The organism is Lysinibacillus sp. FSL K6-3209, from assembly GCF_037976175.1.
GTDB lineage: Bacteria > Bacillota > Bacilli > Bacillales_A > Planococcaceae > Lysinibacillus > Lysinibacillus sphaericus_D.
In genome coordinates, this window is sequence record NZ_CP150264.1 from 220,398 (window position 1) to 238,791 (window position 18,394).

At 38.6% G+C, this 18,394-nt stretch carries 14 protein-coding genes; 8 read left to right on the forward strand and 6 right to left on the reverse strand.

What is annotated here, in order from left to right; all coding sequences use genetic code 11:
* Window positions 1–10 precede the first annotated feature (10 nt).
* The 3 genes from tatA to MHH88_RS01245 are packed head-to-tail and all read right to left on the reverse strand — an operon-like array spanning window position 11 to window position 2,735.
* Window positions 11–214: a twin-arginine translocase TatA/TatE family subunit gene (gene tatA / locus MHH88_RS01235; RefSeq protein WP_069508787.1), complete on the reverse strand. Its 204-nt coding sequence runs from the start codon at window positions 212–214 to the stop codon at window positions 11–13.
* A gap of 45 nt (window positions 215–259) precedes the next feature.
* Entirely contained in the window at window positions 260–1,972 is a 1,713-nt protein-coding gene (locus MHH88_RS01240) for a GMC family oxidoreductase (protein WP_339261089.1), read from the reverse strand.
* A 19-nt stretch (window positions 1,973–1,991) separates the two neighbouring features.
* A complete protein-coding gene (locus tag MHH88_RS01245; protein WP_069508791.1) occupies window positions 1,992–2,735 on the reverse strand; it encodes a gluconate 2-dehydrogenase subunit 3 family protein in 744 nt (247 codons plus the stop codon).
* A 300-nt stretch (window positions 2,736–3,035) separates the two neighbouring features.
* Here MHH88_RS01245 and MHH88_RS01250 point away from each other — a divergent pair, with 300 nt between their 5' ends.
* The 3 genes from MHH88_RS01250 (at window position 3,036) to MHH88_RS01260 (ending at window position 9,488) form a co-directional block, all read left to right on the forward strand.
* Window positions 3,036–5,069, forward strand: a complete 2,034-nt coding sequence (locus MHH88_RS01250; protein ID WP_339261091.1) for a methyl-accepting chemotaxis protein — start codon at window positions 3,036–3,038, stop codon at window positions 5,067–5,069.
* A gap of 513 nt (window positions 5,070–5,582) precedes the next feature.
* Window positions 5,583–7,007 (forward strand): Ig-like domain-containing protein, encoded by a 1,425-nt coding sequence (locus MHH88_RS01255; protein WP_339261093.1) that lies wholly within the window; start codon window positions 5,583–5,585, stop codon window positions 7,005–7,007.
* A 36-nt stretch (window positions 7,008–7,043) separates the two neighbouring features.
* Window positions 7,044–9,488: an immunoglobulin-like domain-containing protein gene (locus tag MHH88_RS01260; RefSeq protein ID WP_339261095.1), complete on the forward strand. Its 2,445-nt coding sequence runs from the start codon at window positions 7,044–7,046 to the stop codon at window positions 9,486–9,488.
* A 72-nt stretch (window positions 9,489–9,560) separates the two neighbouring features.
* On the opposite strand, the gene MHH88_RS01265 is transcribed toward MHH88_RS01260, so the two are convergent.
* Window positions 9,561–10,745, reverse strand: coding sequence for a DHHA1 domain-containing protein (locus tag MHH88_RS01265; protein ID WP_339261097.1), 1,185 nt, complete (start codon window positions 10,743–10,745; stop codon window positions 9,561–9,563).
* 205 nt (window positions 10,746–10,950) lie between these two features.
* On the opposite strand from MHH88_RS01265, the gene MHH88_RS01270 reads away from it, so the two are divergent.
* From MHH88_RS01270 to MHH88_RS01290, 5 genes are all read left to right on the forward strand, one after another.
* Window positions 10,951–11,238, forward strand: a complete 288-nt coding sequence (locus tag MHH88_RS01270) for a DUF6509 family protein (RefSeq protein WP_069508800.1) — start codon at window positions 10,951–10,953, stop codon at window positions 11,236–11,238.
* Between the two features lie 208 nt (window positions 11,239–11,446).
* Window positions 11,447–12,781 (forward strand): FAD-dependent oxidoreductase, encoded by a 1,335-nt coding sequence (locus tag MHH88_RS01275; protein WP_339261099.1) that lies wholly within the window; start codon window positions 11,447–11,449, stop codon window positions 12,779–12,781.
* Window positions 12,782–13,054: 273 nt separating this feature from the next.
* Complete coding sequence (locus tag MHH88_RS01280) at window positions 13,055–13,822, forward strand: ABC transporter ATP-binding protein (protein ID WP_339261100.1); 768 nt, start codon at window positions 13,055–13,057, stop codon at window positions 13,820–13,822.
* The gene (locus tag MHH88_RS01285; protein WP_339261102.1) at window positions 13,809–15,677 is read left to right on the forward strand and encodes an ABC transporter permease; all 1,869 of its coding nucleotides are present in this window, start codon (window positions 13,809–13,811) and stop codon (window positions 15,675–15,677) included. The genes MHH88_RS01280 and MHH88_RS01285 overlap by 14 nt, the downstream gene beginning before the upstream one ends.
* Before the next feature lies 1 nt (window position 15,678).
* Window positions 15,679–16,038 (forward strand): YxeA family protein, encoded by a 360-nt coding sequence (locus tag MHH88_RS01290; protein ID WP_069508807.1) that lies wholly within the window; start codon window positions 15,679–15,681, stop codon window positions 16,036–16,038.
* A gap of 52 nt (window positions 16,039–16,090) precedes the next feature.
* Here the strand turns inward: MHH88_RS01290 and MHH88_RS01295 are convergent, their stop codons facing one another.
* Together MHH88_RS01295 and MHH88_RS01300 are read right to left on the reverse strand one after the other, a co-directional pair.
* Window positions 16,091–17,464 (reverse strand): HAMP domain-containing sensor histidine kinase, encoded by a 1,374-nt coding sequence (locus tag MHH88_RS01295; RefSeq protein ID WP_339261104.1) that lies wholly within the window; start codon window positions 17,462–17,464, stop codon window positions 16,091–16,093.
* Window positions 17,461–18,180 (reverse strand): response regulator transcription factor, encoded by a 720-nt coding sequence (locus tag MHH88_RS01300; protein WP_339261106.1) that lies wholly within the window; start codon window positions 18,178–18,180, stop codon window positions 17,461–17,463. The genes MHH88_RS01295 and MHH88_RS01300 overlap by 4 nt, the downstream gene beginning before the upstream one ends.
* Window positions 18,181–18,394 lie beyond the last annotated feature (214 nt).

Here is an 18,394-nt window from a genome sequence, read left to right on the forward strand (position 1 = left end):
AGGAAACCTCCTACGAAACATCAGATTTTTTTTCTATTTTTTTCGCAGGCTCATCGTCGTCATCCATTAATCCTTTTGTTGACTTTTTGAACTCTGCAAATGTTTTACCGACTGCACCACCGATTTCTGGTAATTTTTTTGGACCGAAAACGATAAGTACAATGACCAAAATGATAATTAACCCAGGAATACCGATTGCACCAAGACCTCCCATCGCTTCATCCTCCTCTCCAATATTTTCATAGTAAAGATAGCTGCCCTACACTAAAGAACCACCTGATTTGCTATATTTCACAATACCTTCTGCACAGCGATAAGCTAGTGCGCCGAGGGTACCAGTTGGATTATAGCCACTATTATGAGCAAAGCTTCCAGCACTTATAGCGAAAAGGTTTTCTACATCCCAATGTTGTAAATAGTTATTCACAACGCCCTTATCAGGTGTTGAGCTCATAACTGTCCCACCTGTATTGTGTGTCGTTTGATAAGGGACAATGTTGTAGTCTGTAATTTCTGCATTAGGTACAATCGTTTTGGCACCCATTTCTTTCATAATGTCCGCAGCGCGAGCTGAAATAAATTTATGCAGTGCACGATCTTGATCAGTAAAGTTGTAGGTTAATTGTACGAGTGGTAACCCATACGCATCTTTGTAATTGGAATCAAGAGACAAATAATTTTCTTTATGTGGCATAGAGGCCCCTTGCGCACCAATACCAAACGAACGTGTGTAGTAATGAATAGACTGCTTTTTAAATTCTGGTCCCCATGTTGGTGTATCAGGAGGGGTTGGATTTGAACTAATAGGACGTGCACCTGTTTGAGTAAGCGCTATATTGCCACCGTGGATAAAATCTAATTCACTATGGTCAAAGTTATCCCCATTGTAATCATCTATGCTCATACCAAGAGACCCTGCACCCATGAACGTATTGTATTGTTCATCGAAGAATCCGCTAGCACCAGGTAATATTTGATAACAATAGTTGCGACCTAATGTTCCTTTACCTGTTGTTGGATCATATAGTTGACCAATATTAGAAACCATTAACAGTTTAGCGTTGTTAAAGACATAGCTTGTTAATACGACAATATTCGCAGGTTGAATAAACTCCTCACCAGATACCGTGTCGATATATCTTACGCCGGTTGCCTTGTTACCCTGTTTTAAAATTTCTACAACGTTAGAGTTAAAGCGCAAATCGAAATTTCCTGTTTTTAAAGCAGTAGGTACTACGGTAATTTCCGCGGAAGATTTTGCCCCATATTCACAACCGAAACGTTCACAGAAGCCACAGTATTGACAAGCATTAATTGTTTCACCATCAGGATTTTTATAGACTTCTGAAATGTTGGCGGAAGGAACCATATAAGGTGATAATTTTAGTTTTTTCGTTGCTTTCTCAAATTGTTGTAGCATAGGCGTCATTTTCATAGGAGGTGTTGGATAGGCACTTGAGCGTTTACCCGCAAACGGATTTTTATCATCCCCAGAAATGCCGAGTGTTTTTTCAAATTTATCAAAATAGGGCTCTAATTGATCGTAGTTTAGTGCCCAATCCTGCAATAGATAGTCAGGCCCTAATTTATTTGCCCCATAACGCTCGTCTGTCATTGTTTTAATCTGAAAGTCATACGGTAAAAAGCGGAATGTCATACCATTCCAGTGCGTTCCGGCCCCACCAAGCCCCTCACCTAATAAAAAGGAACCGAGTTGACGCATCGGTAAAGCTTGCATCTTTCGATTATTACGAAAAGTAACCGTTTCCTTTGAAAGATTTTGCATTAAATCATAGCGAATTGCGTAGCGGTATTCATCATGAATACTTAAAAAATCCTCGGTGCCACGTTTCTGACCACGTTCTAAACCAACTACCTTTAATCCAGCTTTCGAGCACTCAGCGGCGACAATGCCACCTGTCCATCCAACACCTACTGTTACAACGTCTACACTTGGTAATGTTGTTGCCATCTATAAAACCCCCCTTAGATTAGTGATTACCTAATTGATTTGGTTCGATTTTTTGGAACTTAGGATCTTCAATCATGGTGATATAAGCCATTTGATGACCAGGGAAGCCTTTCATACGCCAACCTTCCATGTTTCGGTTGCCCCCGTATAAAGGATCTGAATACGCTCCTTCTAAAGTAGCGGCACGTAATAGCGTAAAAAAGAATGCGGAAGTTACGCCACTCATTTGTATGTCACCTTTTTGAAAAGCTGTTAAAATTTCATCCATTTGCTTGCCCTCTAAATCATTAAAGCCTTTTTTGAATCGACTTTGAGCTTCCGTTTCCATTTTGGCAATGCCTTGTTTGAAAATTTCAGCGCGTGTTAAGCGACTTTGATAGCCCTGTGTCGGGGAACCCTCACCAAAAGGACCCTTCATATATTCTTTTGAATTACTGCCATATTGTCCTGCTAACTGATGATCTATAAAGTAAGGAACATCTAAATCAATCGCACCAGGTCCTAAATCATCCTTGGGAAAAATACGTTCAGTAGCATTCGATAAAATTTTAAAATCGCGCTCGTTCATGAAAAACATTTTTGCTTTAGGTGAACCAGCAGCTTCATTTGTCGTCCCATTACCATGCTCTAATGTAGAAGTGCCTTTACCGTTGATGTTATAGCCAACAAGACCACCTATTAATCCACCACCGACTAATGTACCAGCTGCAATACCTGTTGTTTTTAAAAAATCACGACGTGAGACATTATTATCTGCACTCATAAAAAATCCACCCCTCCAAAAGTAAACAGATTGTGTTCTATGTTTTATAATCAGCAAAAAAAGCAAATTATAATCAAATTACCATGGAAAAAGTTTTATTTTTATCCATTTAAAAATCTATTTAATAACGATTTAGGAAGTGTGTGGATAATATGTATTAGACTATAAGCACTATGCTTATGATGATAAATACAATTTTAGACAATTTTTATTCTTATTGGAAAACTTTTATTGACTTCTAGTTTTAGTGACCTTACTCTTGAAGAAGAAGGGCAAAAAATTACAAAAATTAAAATGATAATGAAAAATAAATTTGGAGAAATGAGCAAAGCGAATATGTGGATTAAAGGTATTGGTGGTAAATTAGTTATAGCAATTATCGCTTTAGTATTTGTTACATGTGGTACCCTTGGTTTTTCTACATGGTTGAATAGTACAAAAGCAGTTGAAGAACAGGTTGAATCGAATTTGATAGCGAGAGCAGCAGATGTATCAAAATACATAGAGGAGCATTTTCAGCTAGCTTTAGTGGAAGTGGAGGCTATTGCGGAACAAGCAGTTATCCGTGGTATGGCGTTTGAGGAGCAAAAAACTTATTTAACAAAGCGTATGGATGATAGTAAAAATTATTTAGGCTTTGGCATTATCACATCTGACGGGGTAGCCCATTATTTAGATAATACAACAGCAGATTTAGGTGATCGTGATTATGTAAAGGAAGGATTTACAGGCAAGACAGTAATGTCAGAAATCACGATTAGCCGTGTCACGGGTGAACCAGTTATTTTAATCGTAGCACCAATCGATACTGTGACTGGAGAAAAAGCATTATTGTTAGCACGTATAGATGGTTATTATTTATCTAACATTGTTGAAGACATTCAAGTTGGAGAAAATGGTTATGCCCTTATGTTAGATGCAAAAGGTACCGTTATTGGACATAAAAATCATGCTCTTGTTAAAGAGCAGGTGAATGCAATTTCTGCCGCAGAAGAATCTGGCGAAATAACTGGTGAATCGTTAGCAGCAAAGGAAATGATACGTAATACAAATGGCTATTTCTCTTTCGATACGAAGGACCACGGTACGAGTTTAATGGGATATCATACGTTAGATAATGGTTGGAAAATGGGGGTCATCGCACTAGAGGATGAAATGCTAGCAGGGCTTTCTCAATTGAAGACCAACTTTATTGTAATGACGATTATTGTCTCTATCTTGGGATTGTTGATTTCGTTTGCGATATCGAGATCTGTAAGTAAACCGCTTCGCCACGTACTTCGTATTAGTGAAGGATTATCTGAGGGAGATTTTACGCAAGAAATCCCCGCTAAATATTTGAAGCGTATTGATGAAATGGGGACAATGGTGCGGGCTTTAGATAAAATGGCAGATAATATGCGAGATATGATATCACAGGCTGGTAAAGAAGCGACTGCGGTAAATGAAACCTCTTGTGAGTTAATGGGAGATGTAATTGCTGTCACTAAACAATCCGAGCAAATCGCACTTGCAATAGGTGAGGTAGATCGTGGCGCACAAAGTCAAACGGCAATGGCAGAGGAAAGTGCCTCAGCGATGGAGCAAATGGCACTTGGTATTCAAAACTTTGCTGAAGTTGCTTCAACGATAGCTACGAATACTGATTTTATTTCCGAGAAAATAAGTGAAAGTAACGGAGCAGTCCAGCAGTCGATTAGCCGTATGGATGAAATACAACGTGGAACAGCCATAGAGCTCGACATTATCCATAAGCTAGAACAGGAATCGAAAGAAATAGAGCTAATTTCTAAAATGATTACGGATATTTCAGACCAAACAAATCTATTAGCATTAAACGCTTCAATTGAAGCTGCACGTGCAGGAGATGCAGGTAAAGGCTTTGCGGTAGTCGCAGAGGAGGTAAGAAAACTTTCGGAACAAACAGCTGGCTCTGCTGCCCAAATTAATATATTAATTGATAGAGTGCAGGCGCACACATTAGAGGTTGTGAAAGCAGCAGAAAATGGCGAAGAAAATGTAGCGCGAGGTCTAGTAGCAATAGAAGCAGTAGGAGAGCGCTTTGAAGAAATAGTTCAAGCTGTCGGTGAAATAGCAGGTCAAATTGAGGAAATGAATGCTTCCGCAGAACAAATGTCTGCTAATACGGAAGAGGTTTCTGCCTCTATGGAAGAAATGGCGGCAACTGCCCATGCAGCAAGTGATTATGTAGCGGAAGTGAAAAATGCTACTGCCGAGCAAATGAACACGGTAGAAGCAATGAACAAGCAAACTGTAAAAATGTCGGACATGGCAAACCGTCTACATGGAGCCATCCAAAAATTTAAATTATAAAATACAAGCTAGAGGCTGGGACATAACTAAAAAAATTTAAGAAACAGATGAAAGGTGTTCATAATTTTTTGCTATATGGAGCTTAGCAAACTTAGCTATTCTTGCATTTGCATTAAATAAAAAATTAGAAGTGTTCACTAGTTGTTGGTAGCGGAGGCGGTGACTCCTGCGGGAGCAGCACATAATGTAAGACGCAACAGACCGCGCGTTAGCGAGGGTTGCGGCTTACGTGTGTGCCCGCGGAAAGCACCGCCATAGCGGACAACAACGGTATAGCAAAAAAGTGTTAGATTGACTGCCATCAATCTAACACTTTTTCTCTTTTGTCCCAGCCTCATTTTTTATGAATTGAATGGATTTACACACTGGATTATTGGAGAGAAATTGGAGAGTTTCGATTGATATAATCAGTCAGGACATCTATACATTTTTAGATGTTTTAAAGTTTTTAAGGTTTACATAACAAGCATTGTCAAAAGAAAACACAATTACATTATTAGAGGAGGCTTCGTGTTGGATATTAAATTAAATACGAGAAAAATTTTAGTAACGCTCTGTTTAATGTTGGTTATTTCTATTATTCTTAGTTTCTCTACACAATTCACTTATGCGGCTTCGAACAATCAATTGCCTGTTGTTGTAGCATCTGAGAGAATCCCAAAGCAAACTATTACACTGGGACAACCGCAAAAGGTGATTGACTTAAGTAAGGTATTCTATGATGCCGATGGAGACACATTAACTTATAAGGTTATGTCAGCTCCTTTTGGAATTGTTTCGACACAAGTTAACGGCGACCAACTTATTATTGAAGGGGTAGCACCTGGCAATACAAGAATAAAAGTAACTGCAGATGATGGGAAGTTAGGACGAGCTATGACCAGCTTCGAAGTGGAAGTTTTACCTCAAGCCAATACAGATCCCGTAGTAGCAGAGGCTCTTACAAATCAAACATTAGCTGTTAATAGCGCGGATAGTACTATTGATATTAGCAATGTATTTACAGATGCAGATAATGATGTTTTAACATTGAGTGCCGTATCGAATGATACAGACATAGCTACTGTTAGTTTGAATGGCACAATTTTGAGCATTTCACCCCAAAAAGTTGGTGCAGCTACGATTACTTTAACGGCTACTGATGGCAATGGGGGCACTATTTCAACAAACTTTACAGTAACAGTTACAGCAGCTTCTTCTAATCATGCGCCAATCGTAGCGAAAACGATTAAAGATCAACGAGGAAATGAAAATGGAGTTATTTGGACTATAGAACTGAAAGACGTATTTACCGATGGAGATCAGGATGCCTTAACATTAAGTGTGAATTCAAGTAATGAGGCAGTTGCTGCTGTTACTTTAAATGGGACTACTCTCTCACTACAACCGAAAGCAATCGGATCAAGCACAATTACAGTAACAGCTAAAGATGGTAATGGTGGACAAGTGTCAACGACTTTTATAGTAGCAATTGAAGCACCGACATTATTTATATCTGACTTTTTGCAAGGTGGGAACGGTAGAGATGTTATCCAACTATCTAATCCTAAATTAGAAGACGCTTTTGGATATGAAATTGTACTCCATCAGTATAATCCAACAACGAGTACTCGCAATGTTGAGAGAGTAGAGATGTTTAGTTCAAATATTGCAAGTTACGTCGTAATTAATGAATTATTTTATGATTTTTTTGATCTAACAAATGCGACATATTATAATACAGAGTTCCATGTTGCAAATGGTAGTTATATTGTAGCCATCGCTTTAGAGAGCAATGGTCAAATCGTCGATTTACTAGGAGATCCAGCTTCGACAACTGCTCTTTTACCGAATAATGGTGGTCTTGCACGATATAGCAGATTCCAATCAGGGTCTTCAATCTTTGAAAGCTCTGAATGGAGACAGTTACAGCCTGGTGATTATTCTACTATTAAATAAAGCGAACTAATAAGTTTATATTTTGATCAGAAATGGGTGAGTCGTATTCGATACAAAAAAAATAAAGGATCAAGCTTATTGCTCATTTTAATTGCATTGGCGCTATGCTTAGCGCCAATGTCTAACGCCTCAGCAGCACAAAATGACTTAGGTTCTTTTAATAATGCTAGTAATATAGAGGATATGAAATCCGCAATGCTGAAAGATTGGAATGTATTACACTATACAGCGGGTGCATATCAATTGTATTTAAATTTCAAATTAGCGGATCAGAATGAATTAGCCAATTGGATGATAGAGAAGCGTCCACAAGCTGGTTATAATTCAATTACTTTGTTAAGACAGACCTATTTAAATGCTCTCACAGCTCGTTCATTTTTAATAAATGTCAATAGTGCTGCTGATGCTTTTGAGTTATGGACAGTATTTGAAGAAGAAACACAGTTGGACTTGAATGACTACAATTTGTTAACTACGGAAGAACAAGATGAAGTGTGTAAACAATTGCTTCAAGTTCGACCTACTGAAGGTTTTGATAAAATAGAAATGTTACAAACTGAAATCAATACCATACTTTATCAAGTGCTGTCGAATAAAGTGCAAAACGATAAAAGTTCCTTGGCAGTGTTATATAGCGCAGGGGATTCAGCAACATCAGTCACACAAAAACTTACATTACCGACTGTAGGTATGAATGGCACAACAATTAGTTGGTCATCCAATAAGTCTGACATTATAGCGAATGATGGCAAGGTGACTCGACCGACTGCATTGCAGGGTAATCAAACAGTTATGTTAACGGCTACTATTTCAAAAGGAAATGTAACAGAATCGAAAACATTCACAATTATTGTGAAAGCTTTATCAAATTCTACAAATGCGAATTTGAAAAATTTAACGATTTCAAGCGGTACATTAAGCCCTGCCTTTAACAAACATATAAAAACATATACAGCAAAAGTTTCTGCTGGAGTAGATAGTGTCATCATTACACCGACCGTAGAAGATAGCAAATCCACAGTTACTGTAAACGGAACATTAGCTACACAGCCTGTAAAACTAGCAATAGGTTTAAATACAATTTCTGTGATGGTAACAGCTGTTGATGGAGCATATCAGCAGTACACCATTGTAATTTCAAAGGAAGCGCCTCCTGCTACAAGTGATAGTAACAATAGCTCTGACATACCAAGCACAACGCCGACACCAGATCCGGCACCGACAGATGCAGCAATTATTATCGTCAACGGCGAAGAGATGTCACTTGGTAAGGCTATAAAATCGACAGTTAATAATCAGAAGGTGATTACACTGCTGGCGGATTCAGCGAAACTTCAAGAAAAGCTACAAACTTCAGGGAATCACGCTATCATAACGATTCCTATTAGTGACACCAATGCAGACATGATTATCGGTGAACTAGATGGTGAAATCGTGAAAACTATGGAGAATAAGCAGGCAACAATTGTCGTCCAAACACCGACAGCCTCTTATAAATTACCAGCCCAACAAATTAATATTGATGCCATCTCGCAACAATTAGGCGCAACAGTTGCTCTAAAAGATATTAAAATTCGTATAGAGCTTACTAAAGTAACGGCAGAAGCAGCACATATAGTAGATACTACCGCAAATGAACAGAATTTCTCTTTAGTGACAAAGCCAATTGACTTTAAAGTGACTTATACATTTGGAAACACTACAGGTGAAATAAGTAAATTTAACACCTATATAGAACGTACGATTGCACTTCCAAACGATACGGATTTAAGCAAAATCACAACAGGTGTTGTCGTGAGACCGGATGGAACAACTTACCACGTGCCAACGAAAGTTGTTCAAAAAGAAGGAAAGTACTATGCAGTAATCAATAGTTTAACAAATAGTTTATATACTGTTGTATGGCATCCTGTTGCATTTAATGATGTAACAACCCATTGGGCAAAGGATAGCATTAATAATCTTGGCTCTCGCTTCATTATTGATGGCACGAGTCAGGGTGTATTTGAACCAAATAAAGATATTACACGTTCGCAATTTGTTGCCATAATGGTGCGCGGCTTAGGGTTGAAGCCAAGTGAAGGTACAATCAAATATAGTGACGTTGCACAAGATGCATGGTACGCGCACTATTTAAATACAGCTACAGAATATAATTTAATTCAAGGCTATGGTAACGGCAAATTTGGACCAAATGATAAAATAACACGTCAGCAAGCGATGACGATTTTAGCCAGAGCATTGTCTCTAACGGATATCAATACAGATATCACAGAGGAAGAAGTTAATACAATTTTAGCGCCATTTAGTGACAATCAAAAAATTGCCGATGATGCAAAACGTTACATTGCCCTATCAGTGAAAACAGGCCTTGTGACAGGAAGAAGCAATCAAATGGTAGCCCCAACAGATAATATTACACGTGCAGAGGTTGCAGTAATAATCGAGCGCTTCCTAAAAACTTCAAAGTTAATTGATTAAAAAAATTAAGCCATTATACAACAAGCCTCGCAAAGCAGTTTTGCTTTGCGAGGCTTGTTACTGTATACAGATTTATTGTAGCGCATCTTGCATAGCAGTGAGCAGTTGTTCGCAAGTAATCATGCGCTCACCACCGCCTTGCACCATCTGATCGCTACCACCACCCTTACCATTAATAAATGGTAAAGCTTTTGCAGCAAGCTCTTTCATGCTAGCTTCTACTTGTGTACCACGAGCAGCAACAAATTGTAATTTATCTTCATTTTCTGAAACAAGTAGGGCAATAACATCAGCACGTTCAGCAACAATAAAACGAGCTAATTTTTGGAGCTCTTGTATCGTGCGATTATGAAAAGCAGTAGCGATAATATGTGTATCACTAGAAGCTAATGCTTTTGCCTCAAAATCAAGCAATTCTTCTCTTGCGGCTACAAGCGCTTTTTCTGTCGTTTTTTGGCTTGCTAAAAGCTTTGTAAGTGCAGTTGCTGCTTCGGTTTCAGGCACACTTAACTGCCTTGCCACGTCCGCCAGTACGGTTTTTCGCATTGCTAGCTCTGCTAAAACTCGCCCTCCGCATACAAAGGAGACACGCACATTGCCTTTCATTTTTTCTGTCCCTAGAATTTTAATTGCGCTAACTTGTCCAGTAGATGTCGGGTGTGTACCGCCGCAGCCATTGTAGTCGAAATCAGGGATGATGACTAATCGAATATCTCCTGTGACAGCTACCTCTTTACGCAAGTTATAGTCAACAAGTTGCTGTTCGGTAATCCATTTTGTTTCTATTGGACGGTTTTCTAAAATAATAGCATTTGCCCGAGCTTCAGCCGCCGCAAGCTGTTCGTTTGATAATGAATCTACAGCAATATCTATCGTAACTTGCTCACTACCGAGGTGAAAGCTTACGGTTGGTGCATCAAAAAGTTCGACAAATGCTGCTGTTAAAATATGCTGTCCAGCGTGCTGTTGCATATGATCGAATCTTCGTTTCCAGTTCAATTTGCCATGTACTTCACCAGAGAAATTGGAAGCTTCACCTTCGATATAGTGGCGAATTTCATCGTCAATTTTTTCGACATCGATTACTTTAGTATTGTTTAAAGTACCTGTATCATGTGGTTGACCACCACCTGTTGGGTAAAAGGCGGTATTAGAAAGCACAACGTACTGGCGTCCATCAGGCTCACTACCAGTATGTACAACCGTTGCTGTAAATTCCTGTTGCATAGCGTTTTGATAATATAGTAGCTCTTTCATTAAAAAGCCTCCTTTATGTAATAAGTATGTAGCTTGTCAAATGTTAACTTTTAGCTAATTTGAATTGCTGAAAAAAACAGAAGGCTAAAAGTTTTATTTTATTGTGGCATAATTGCATGGAGGTGTATACAGGTTTTCTAGTTGACCCATGCTGAAATTGATTTATTATAGAAAAGAATAGGTAAAGATAAAGGAGCTAGTATAAATGGATATTACACAATTCTCGATGGAAGAAATTTTAGATCCGACGAATATTATTGAAGGTAAACGTTTTGAATTTATTTTAGATGTGGACATTGACGAAGAGGATGAGCTATACCATGAAGCAGGTATTGAAATTCGTGTTTTAATTGGTGAAAAAGAAGGAGCTCCATTTATTCTAAATTATTTCATTATGGAAAAGGCAAAGGGAGAGTATTTAGACTTTGCACTGGAAGAGGATGAATTAGAAGAAATTTTAACGTTCTGCAAAGAAGAAATAACAAAAGCCTAAGTATGCAAAACAGGTAGAGAAAAACAATTGTTTTTCTTTACCTGTTTTTTTGTCACGATATTTTAGAAAATGGTAGTACTGGAAACGTGCATTTGTATTTCGCTTTTTGTTAACATTGATTTATAAAGTCGCTGTCAGTGGCGGAATACGCATCTATATATGAACTAGTATGTAGAATTAGTGATAGATAAATAAGGGGGCTCGTAGGATGAAGTTCGTAATCATTGGGGGAGATGCGGCGGGAATGTCAGCCGCTATGGAGATTTATAGAAATGTACCAGGAGCAGAAATTACCTCTTTAGAGCGTGGATTTATTTATTCATATGGACAATGTGGATTGCCTTATGTAGTAGATGGTCGGATTTCATCGACAAAGCGCCTAATCGCGCGAGATGTGGAGACATTCCGTGATAAATATGGGATTGATGCACGCGTTGGACATGAGGTCGAACGCATCGATGTGGAGAACCAGCTTGTTATGGGTACGCAATTTTCAGGCGAACCATTCGAAATTGCTTATGATAAGCTTCTGATCGCTACTGGAGCGGATCCGATAATGCCAGTAAAGAAAGGTGCAGAATTAGCTGGTATTCATAAAATTAAAACAATACCTGGATTAGAAGATTTATTGGCCGATTTATCGCCAAATATCGAACAGGTGACCATTCTTGGTGGAGGCTATATCGGACTTGAAATGGCCGAAACGATTCATGCATGTAATAAAAAAGTTCGACTGATACAACGAGGTAGTCAAGTTGCCAATATTTTAGATGAAGAACTAGCAAAGCATGTTCATGATGAGGCGAAAAAACAAGGTATAGAGCTTCTATTAAATACGCATGTTGAAGGCTTTGAAGGCTCTTCGCGAGTTGAACGAATCATTACAAATAATGGCGTGTTAGAGACGGATTTAGTAATTGTCGCTGCTGGCATAAAACCAAACACACAATTTTTAGATGGGACAAACATTGCACTAGCTAAAAATGGAGCCATCGTTGTGAATCGCCATTTAGAGACGTCGGTTGAGAATATTTATGCGGCTGGAGATTGTGCAACCCATTTTCATATTGTAAAGGAACGCTTAGATTATATACCTCTTGGAACGACAGCAAATAAGCAGGGGCGCTTAGCTGGGCTTAATATGTCTGGAAAGTTTGCACCGTTTCGGGGCATTGTCGGCACCTCTATAATGAAATTTTTTGATTTGACAATCGCCACTACAGGCATCAATGAAAACACGGCCAAAAAGCTTGGGTTCGATTACGAAGCATATAAATTTTCAGCACGTCATATTGCAGGTTACTACCCAGGCGCACAACGGATGTATATTAAAATCGTTGTCCAAAAGAGAGATCAGCAACTGTTAGGTGCACAAATCGTTGGACCTGCTGGTGTAGATAAACGCATTGATGTTTTTGCTACCGCTTTATACAATAAAATGACATTACCGGACTTACTCGATTTAGATTTAGCGTATGCACCACCTTTCAATGGAGTATGGGATCCATTACAGCAAGCTGCAAGAATGAATGGACGGATATAGTAAATAGTTAGCGATGAAAGTGTGAATACCCGCGAAGTAGAGAGTGATACCCGCGGAAAAGGTATGAATACCCGCGAAGTAGAGAGAAATACCCGCGAAATAGAATACAATACCCGCGAACAGATGAATACAACGTAAACAAAACAAAGGATTCATGCACATTTTGTGTATGAATCCTTTTTGTGCTGTATAAAGTTAAGGTTGCTGTAAGCTTGCGACAATTTTGCTGTAAGTTTGGGGTCGTATACTGTAATCAGAAAGAGGTGAGCGTATATGACGCCATTATTAAAAGTAAAAAATGTATGTAAAACATATGGCAAAGGCGCGAATACATTTACAGCGCTAGCAAATATAACATTTGAAGTAGCGCAAGGTGAGTTCGTCGGTGTAATGGGACCTTCAGGTGCAGGGAAATCGACGCTTTTAAATGTTTTAGCAACCATTGATACGCCAACAACGGGTGATATTGTAATAGGTAATACAAATTTAGCGCATATGAAAGATACGCAGTTAGCAGATTTTCGTCGTGATAATTTAGGGTTTATCTTCCAAGATTACAATTTGCTCGATTCATTAACAGTGCGTGAAAATATTGTACTACCACTTGCCATTGCAAAGGTACCTCAGAAAGAAATTGCTACAAGGGTAGAGCGTATTGCACAGTTGTTTGGTATTAGTAACCTACTCGATAAATACCCTTACCAAATTTCAGGTGGTCAAAAGCAAAGAACAGCATCATCTCGTGCATTAGTAACAGCGCCAAAGCTTATTTTCGCTGATGAACCAACAGGAGCACTCGATTCAAAATCAGCGACAGATTTACTTGAAAGTTTAAGTGATTTGAATCAATCCCATGCGGCAACCATCATGATGGTGACACACGATGCGTTTGCAGCAAGCTTCTGTCAACGCATTCTCTTTATACAAGATGGGCAGCTTTCCAAGGAAATTCATCGTGGGATACAAACGAGAAAGCAGTTTTTCCAAGAGATATTACAGGTGCTTGCAGGCATCGGAGGTGGAGTAAATGACGTTATTTAGCTTGGCGCGCAAAAATATTCAGCGCAATTTGTCGAATTATTTTTTATACATCGCTTCGATGGTGTTTAGCATCGTCATTTACTTTACATTTGTCACGTTAAAATACAATGATGAGCTTACGGCTTCAACAAATATGTCGCAACAAATTAAAGGACTGATGAATGCATCGTCGATTGTACTTTTATTTTTCATTGTGATTTTTATCGCGTATTCCAATTCGTTTTTTATGAAGAAGCGGAAAAAAGAAGTGGCACTCTATTCACTATTAGGTGTACGTAAGCAAAAAATTGGATTAATGCTCTTTTTTGAGAACTTAGTAATTGGGCTTTTATCATTGATTTTAGGCATTGTACTAGGCTTTTTTATGTCAAAGGTGCTATTAACAATTTTAGTGCGACTGATGGGCTATCAAGTCGTAGCAAATTTAACATTTACACCAGAAGCAGTGCTTCAAACAGCAGGGATTTTTGCGGTGTTATTCTTATTTACTTCCTTACAGGGCTACAGAGTTATCTATCAATTTAAACTAATCGATTTGTTTCATGCAGAGAAGCAAGGGGAGAAAATTCCCCGTGCATCCCTTTTGGCAGCAATACTAGGCACAGTGTTTATTAGCTTTAGTTATTACACGGCCTCTACAGATATTTTCACAAGCTCTATTTGGAAACTATTCACGATTCTTGGTACACCACTTCTAGTAATAGGTATGACAATTACAGGGACATACTTATTGTTCCATAGTGTCAGCGTGTTTGTGCTGACGGCGCTGAAAAACGCTACTTCATGGTCGTGGAGAGGGCTAAATTTAATAGGTGTTTCACAGCTATTGTATCGTATACGTGCAAATGCTAAATCGTTGTCTATCATCGCGATTCTAAGCGCTACAACGATTACGGCAGGTGGTGGCGTTTTTGGAATGTACTACAATACCGAAGCATCAGTGCGTCTTGTATCACCAAACACATTTATGTGGAAAGGTGAAGCAGTAGAGTTTGACCAACAGAACGTCTTATACAATGAAACGATTGATGCCAAAAATTTACGTGTCGATAATGAATTTGCTTTTTTTGAATATACATTATTGAAGGAATCGGATTACAATCGTTTAGCGACATTACAGGATACAAATCGTGAACTGCATATAGCAGATGGTTCAGCTATACTACTTGATGTTAATTTTGATGAACGTTTTTCACATGACTTTACCGGTGAACACTTTAAATTGCAGAGTGGGGAATCCTTTTATATCGACAAAATGTACACAGATAGTGTGCTAAACTTTATGTCAGCTGGTACGGTGCTTGTCGTAAACGACCAAACATTTGATACGACGAATGCCGAATCGGTAACGATGCAGGTTGTTGGCATGGAGAATGATTTGAAGCAGCAACGTGTGTCTAAAGAAATTTATGAACAACTATCAACGGAGCAACAAGAGTGGTTTTCAAGTGTTCCGCAAAGCTACGAGGATGGTTTAGGTACAGTCGGCTCATTACTATTTGTAGGCAGTTTTTTAGGGCTTGTATTTTTAGCAGCTACCGGCAGTATTATTTACTTTAAAGTGCTAACAGAGGCAGAAGAAGATCAGGCGAAGTATGCAGTATTAAATAAAATCGGTGTGAATAGTAAGCAAATATTGAGGACTGTTGCGGGACAGGTTGCCGTCATATTTGGTGCTCCACTTGTGGTTGGTATTGTACACAGTGCTTTCGCGCTGCTAGCATTTTCACAATTATTTAATATGGATATAACGAAGCCTGTACTATTATGGATGATTGCATATTCAGTAATTTACGGCTTGTATTATCTCTTTACTGTACGGTCGTTTTATAAAATTGTGAGACAGGGGAATTAATATGAAAAAGATGTTTATCAGTATTGGGGCATTGTTTATTTTGTTTGTGGCAGGTCTAAGTGTACTAATGACTGTAGACTTTAACCGTTTAAATAAAGATACTTACTATGTGCATATCACAGCGGATGGAAAATTGGAAGAATATAAGGCTGATGATGGACAAATACTCCAAACGTATTGGTATGAGCTACCAGCATTTAAAGAAAACGGAGAAGAGATGACATTGAAATTTTCTGCACAAAAAAATCTGCGTCTGGACGCTTATTTGAAGCTTTACGTGAAAAAAGAAAATGAAGTGACGTCTTATGATGAAATACAATTTGACGATATGCCAGCAAAAGTGCAGGCTCAAATGAAATAATAGAGAGGAGCAGTCCATAATATGAGGACTGCTCTTCTTATATTTTGGTAGTTTATAATTGAATAGTGACTGTAGTTCCTTTTTGCTCTTCAGATAGGATGGTTACGGTTCCTCCGTGAGCTTCAATAATATCTCGTGCAATTGCAGTTCCCAGTCCAGTACCCTGTATTTGCTCAGTATTGGTCCCACGATAATAGCGCTCAAAAATATGTGCTAAATCTTCGGCACTTATGCCCCGACCATTGTCGGCTATTGTAATGGTGTTCGTATCAACCGTTACATGTACGTTTACATCGGGAGGATTATGCAGCAATGCATTGTATAAAAAATTCACTACAGCCCGTCGCATAAAATGTTCATCTATAGCATGTAGAATAACCTCTGCTGTAGCATCAAAGTCTATATTTGCTTGCTCATAGGGAGGTGTATTGAGTGTGTCGATGACAATTTCGCGCATAAACTGTACCATATTCACTTCCGTTAAAGTTAGCGGAAGTTGCTGGTGTCTAAGACGCATTGTTAAATTTAAATCATCCAGTAATTCTTGCATATGCAATGACTGCTTTTCAATAATTTGGGCATATTCCGTCCGATCGCTTGGCGATAAGTTCCGATCATGTAGTAACTCTGCATAACCCCGAATGGATGCAAGTGGTGTCTTCATATCATGTGAGACGTTGCTAATCCACTCCTCACGCATTATCTCTAAACGTTTCCGTTCTTGCTCATGGGCAGCCAACTCGCTCGATACTTCACTTAAATTTTCAAATACTGGACGATACAGACCTTTTGGCACTTTTATAGGCAGATGCTTGTGATTTTTTAAATGCTGAATGCGTTCAATCATTGCGTAAAGAGGTTTAGTGAGCGTGCGACCGAATAACCAACCAACAAGCGTTGCAACTAGTAAATCGGCGATAATGATCAGCAAACCATACTTTCCGATAAGTTGTAATGTAGATGCGCCTGAAAGATGAACCACGTATCTTGAAACGCCACTGCCTTTAATGCCGATTAAATAGTTAATGTTATCTTTACTTCCTACATAAACTGTTGTATCAACATCGAATTCTTTATATTTGTAAACTTGAATTAAATCAATGGGCGCATAGTGAGAAAGTGCCTCTCGAGGTTCAAAATAAGCACCAGTCACTTGCCCATTTACATCCAGCAATTGAATCCAAGCATTTCGTTGGTGTAATTGTTGAAGTCCTTCTTTACTGACAGAAGGAAGCCCAGTGCCCACATCAATATACTGCTGGAACTCGCGTACAAAAATTTCCTCGGTATCAGCAGTAGCATCATTAAATTTATTAAATTGCTGATAGAGAATTAGTCCAAATAAAATAGCGGTATTAACAAAAATAACGATGATGACAATCGATAAGATGGAAAGTAAAAAGCGTGCTGTTAATCGCCATTTCATCGTTGTAACTCTTTTGGCACAACTAATTTATAGCCAAGCCCTTTAACGGTTGTAATAAAGACCGGTTTGGATGGATCTACTTCAATCTTTTCACGAAGACGCCGTATGTGCACCATAACTGTATTGTCAGAGCCAAAGAAATCCTCGCTCCATACACGCTCAAATAATGTTTCCTTGCTTAAAATACGGTTAGGATTATGCATAAAACAAGCCATTAAACCAATCTCCTTAGCTGTTAACTCTAATAAAGTACCGTCTTTATGTACTTCCGTTTCATCGCTATTGAGCACGAATGGTCCAGCTTGAATCGCCTTTGCAACAGGTAATGGCGTTTCCTGTATTTGATAGCCGGCTCGACGTAGCTGAGCCTTTACACGATAAGCCACTTCTTTAGGGCTAAAAGGTTTTGTAATATAATCGTCACCACCAATAGCAAGCCCTAATATTTTATCGATTTCCTCATTTTTGGCTGACAAGAACAGCACTGGGATATGCGAAACTTCACGAATTCGACGGCACAAATCATAGCCTTCACCGTCTGGAAGCATGACATCAAGGAGCACAATGTCGGGGGGGGTTTGTTGAAAGCTTAACCAAGCTTTTTCAATGGAGTCAGCAATATGGATTTGTTTATAGCCTTCTTTTAAGAGACTGACCTTTAGAAGATTGGCTAAATCAGCTTCATCTTCTACAATTAAAATGGTTGGTTCTGCCATTTGATGCATACACCCTTTCTATTTTTACTTTAAATAAAGGTCTTGTTGTTAAATATTACTTCTTTATCAGCTTTATTATAAATGAAAGAGCGAGAAAGACGAAGCACGATGAATAGAGCAACAAGTAACAACTATTAGCTGTCAACTAGCAACGTGCTACTTCGACATGATGATAGCTACTAATTGTAAATTTAGTGTGGTTTTACTCGTATTT

Excerpts from the sequence above, each read along its gene's own strand:
- MHH88_RS01285 (WP_339261102.1), top strand. The coding sequence starts at position 13,809 with ATGACGTTATTTAGCTTGGCGCGCAAAAATATTCAGCGCAATTTGTCG.
- MHH88_RS01290 (WP_069508807.1), top strand. The coding sequence starts at position 15,679 with ATGAAAAAGATGTTTATCAGTATTGGGGCATTGTTTATTTTGTTTGTG.
- MHH88_RS01245 (WP_069508791.1), bottom strand. The coding sequence starts at position 2,735 with ATGAGTGCAGATAATAATGTCTCACGTCGTGATTTTTTAAAAACAACA.
- MHH88_RS01295 (WP_339261104.1), bottom strand. The coding sequence starts at position 17,464 with ATGAAATGGCGATTAACAGCACGCTTTTTACTTTCCATCTTATCGATT.
- MHH88_RS01250 (WP_339261091.1), top strand. The coding sequence starts at position 3,036 with ATGAAAAATAAATTTGGAGAAATGAGCAAAGCGAATATGTGGATTAAA.
- MHH88_RS01275 (WP_339261099.1), top strand. The coding sequence starts at position 11,447 with ATGAAGTTCGTAATCATTGGGGGAGATGCGGCGGGAATGTCAGCCGCT.
- tatA (WP_069508787.1), bottom strand. The coding sequence starts at position 214 with ATGGGAGGTCTTGGTGCAATCGGTATTCCTGGGTTAATTATCATTTTG.
- MHH88_RS01270 (WP_069508800.1), top strand. The coding sequence starts at position 10,951 with ATGGATATTACACAATTCTCGATGGAAGAAATTTTAGATCCGACGAAT.
- MHH88_RS01280 (WP_339261100.1), top strand. The coding sequence starts at position 13,055 with ATGACGCCATTATTAAAAGTAAAAAATGTATGTAAAACATATGGCAAA.
- MHH88_RS01240 (WP_339261089.1), bottom strand. The coding sequence starts at position 1,972 with ATGGCAACAACATTACCAAGTGTAGACGTTGTAACAGTAGGTGTTGGA.
- MHH88_RS01265 (WP_339261097.1), bottom strand. The coding sequence starts at position 10,745 with ATGAAAGAGCTACTATATTATCAAAACGCTATGCAACAGGAATTTACA.
- MHH88_RS01300 (WP_339261106.1), bottom strand. The coding sequence starts at position 18,180 with ATGGCAGAACCAACCATTTTAATTGTAGAAGATGAAGCTGATTTAGCC.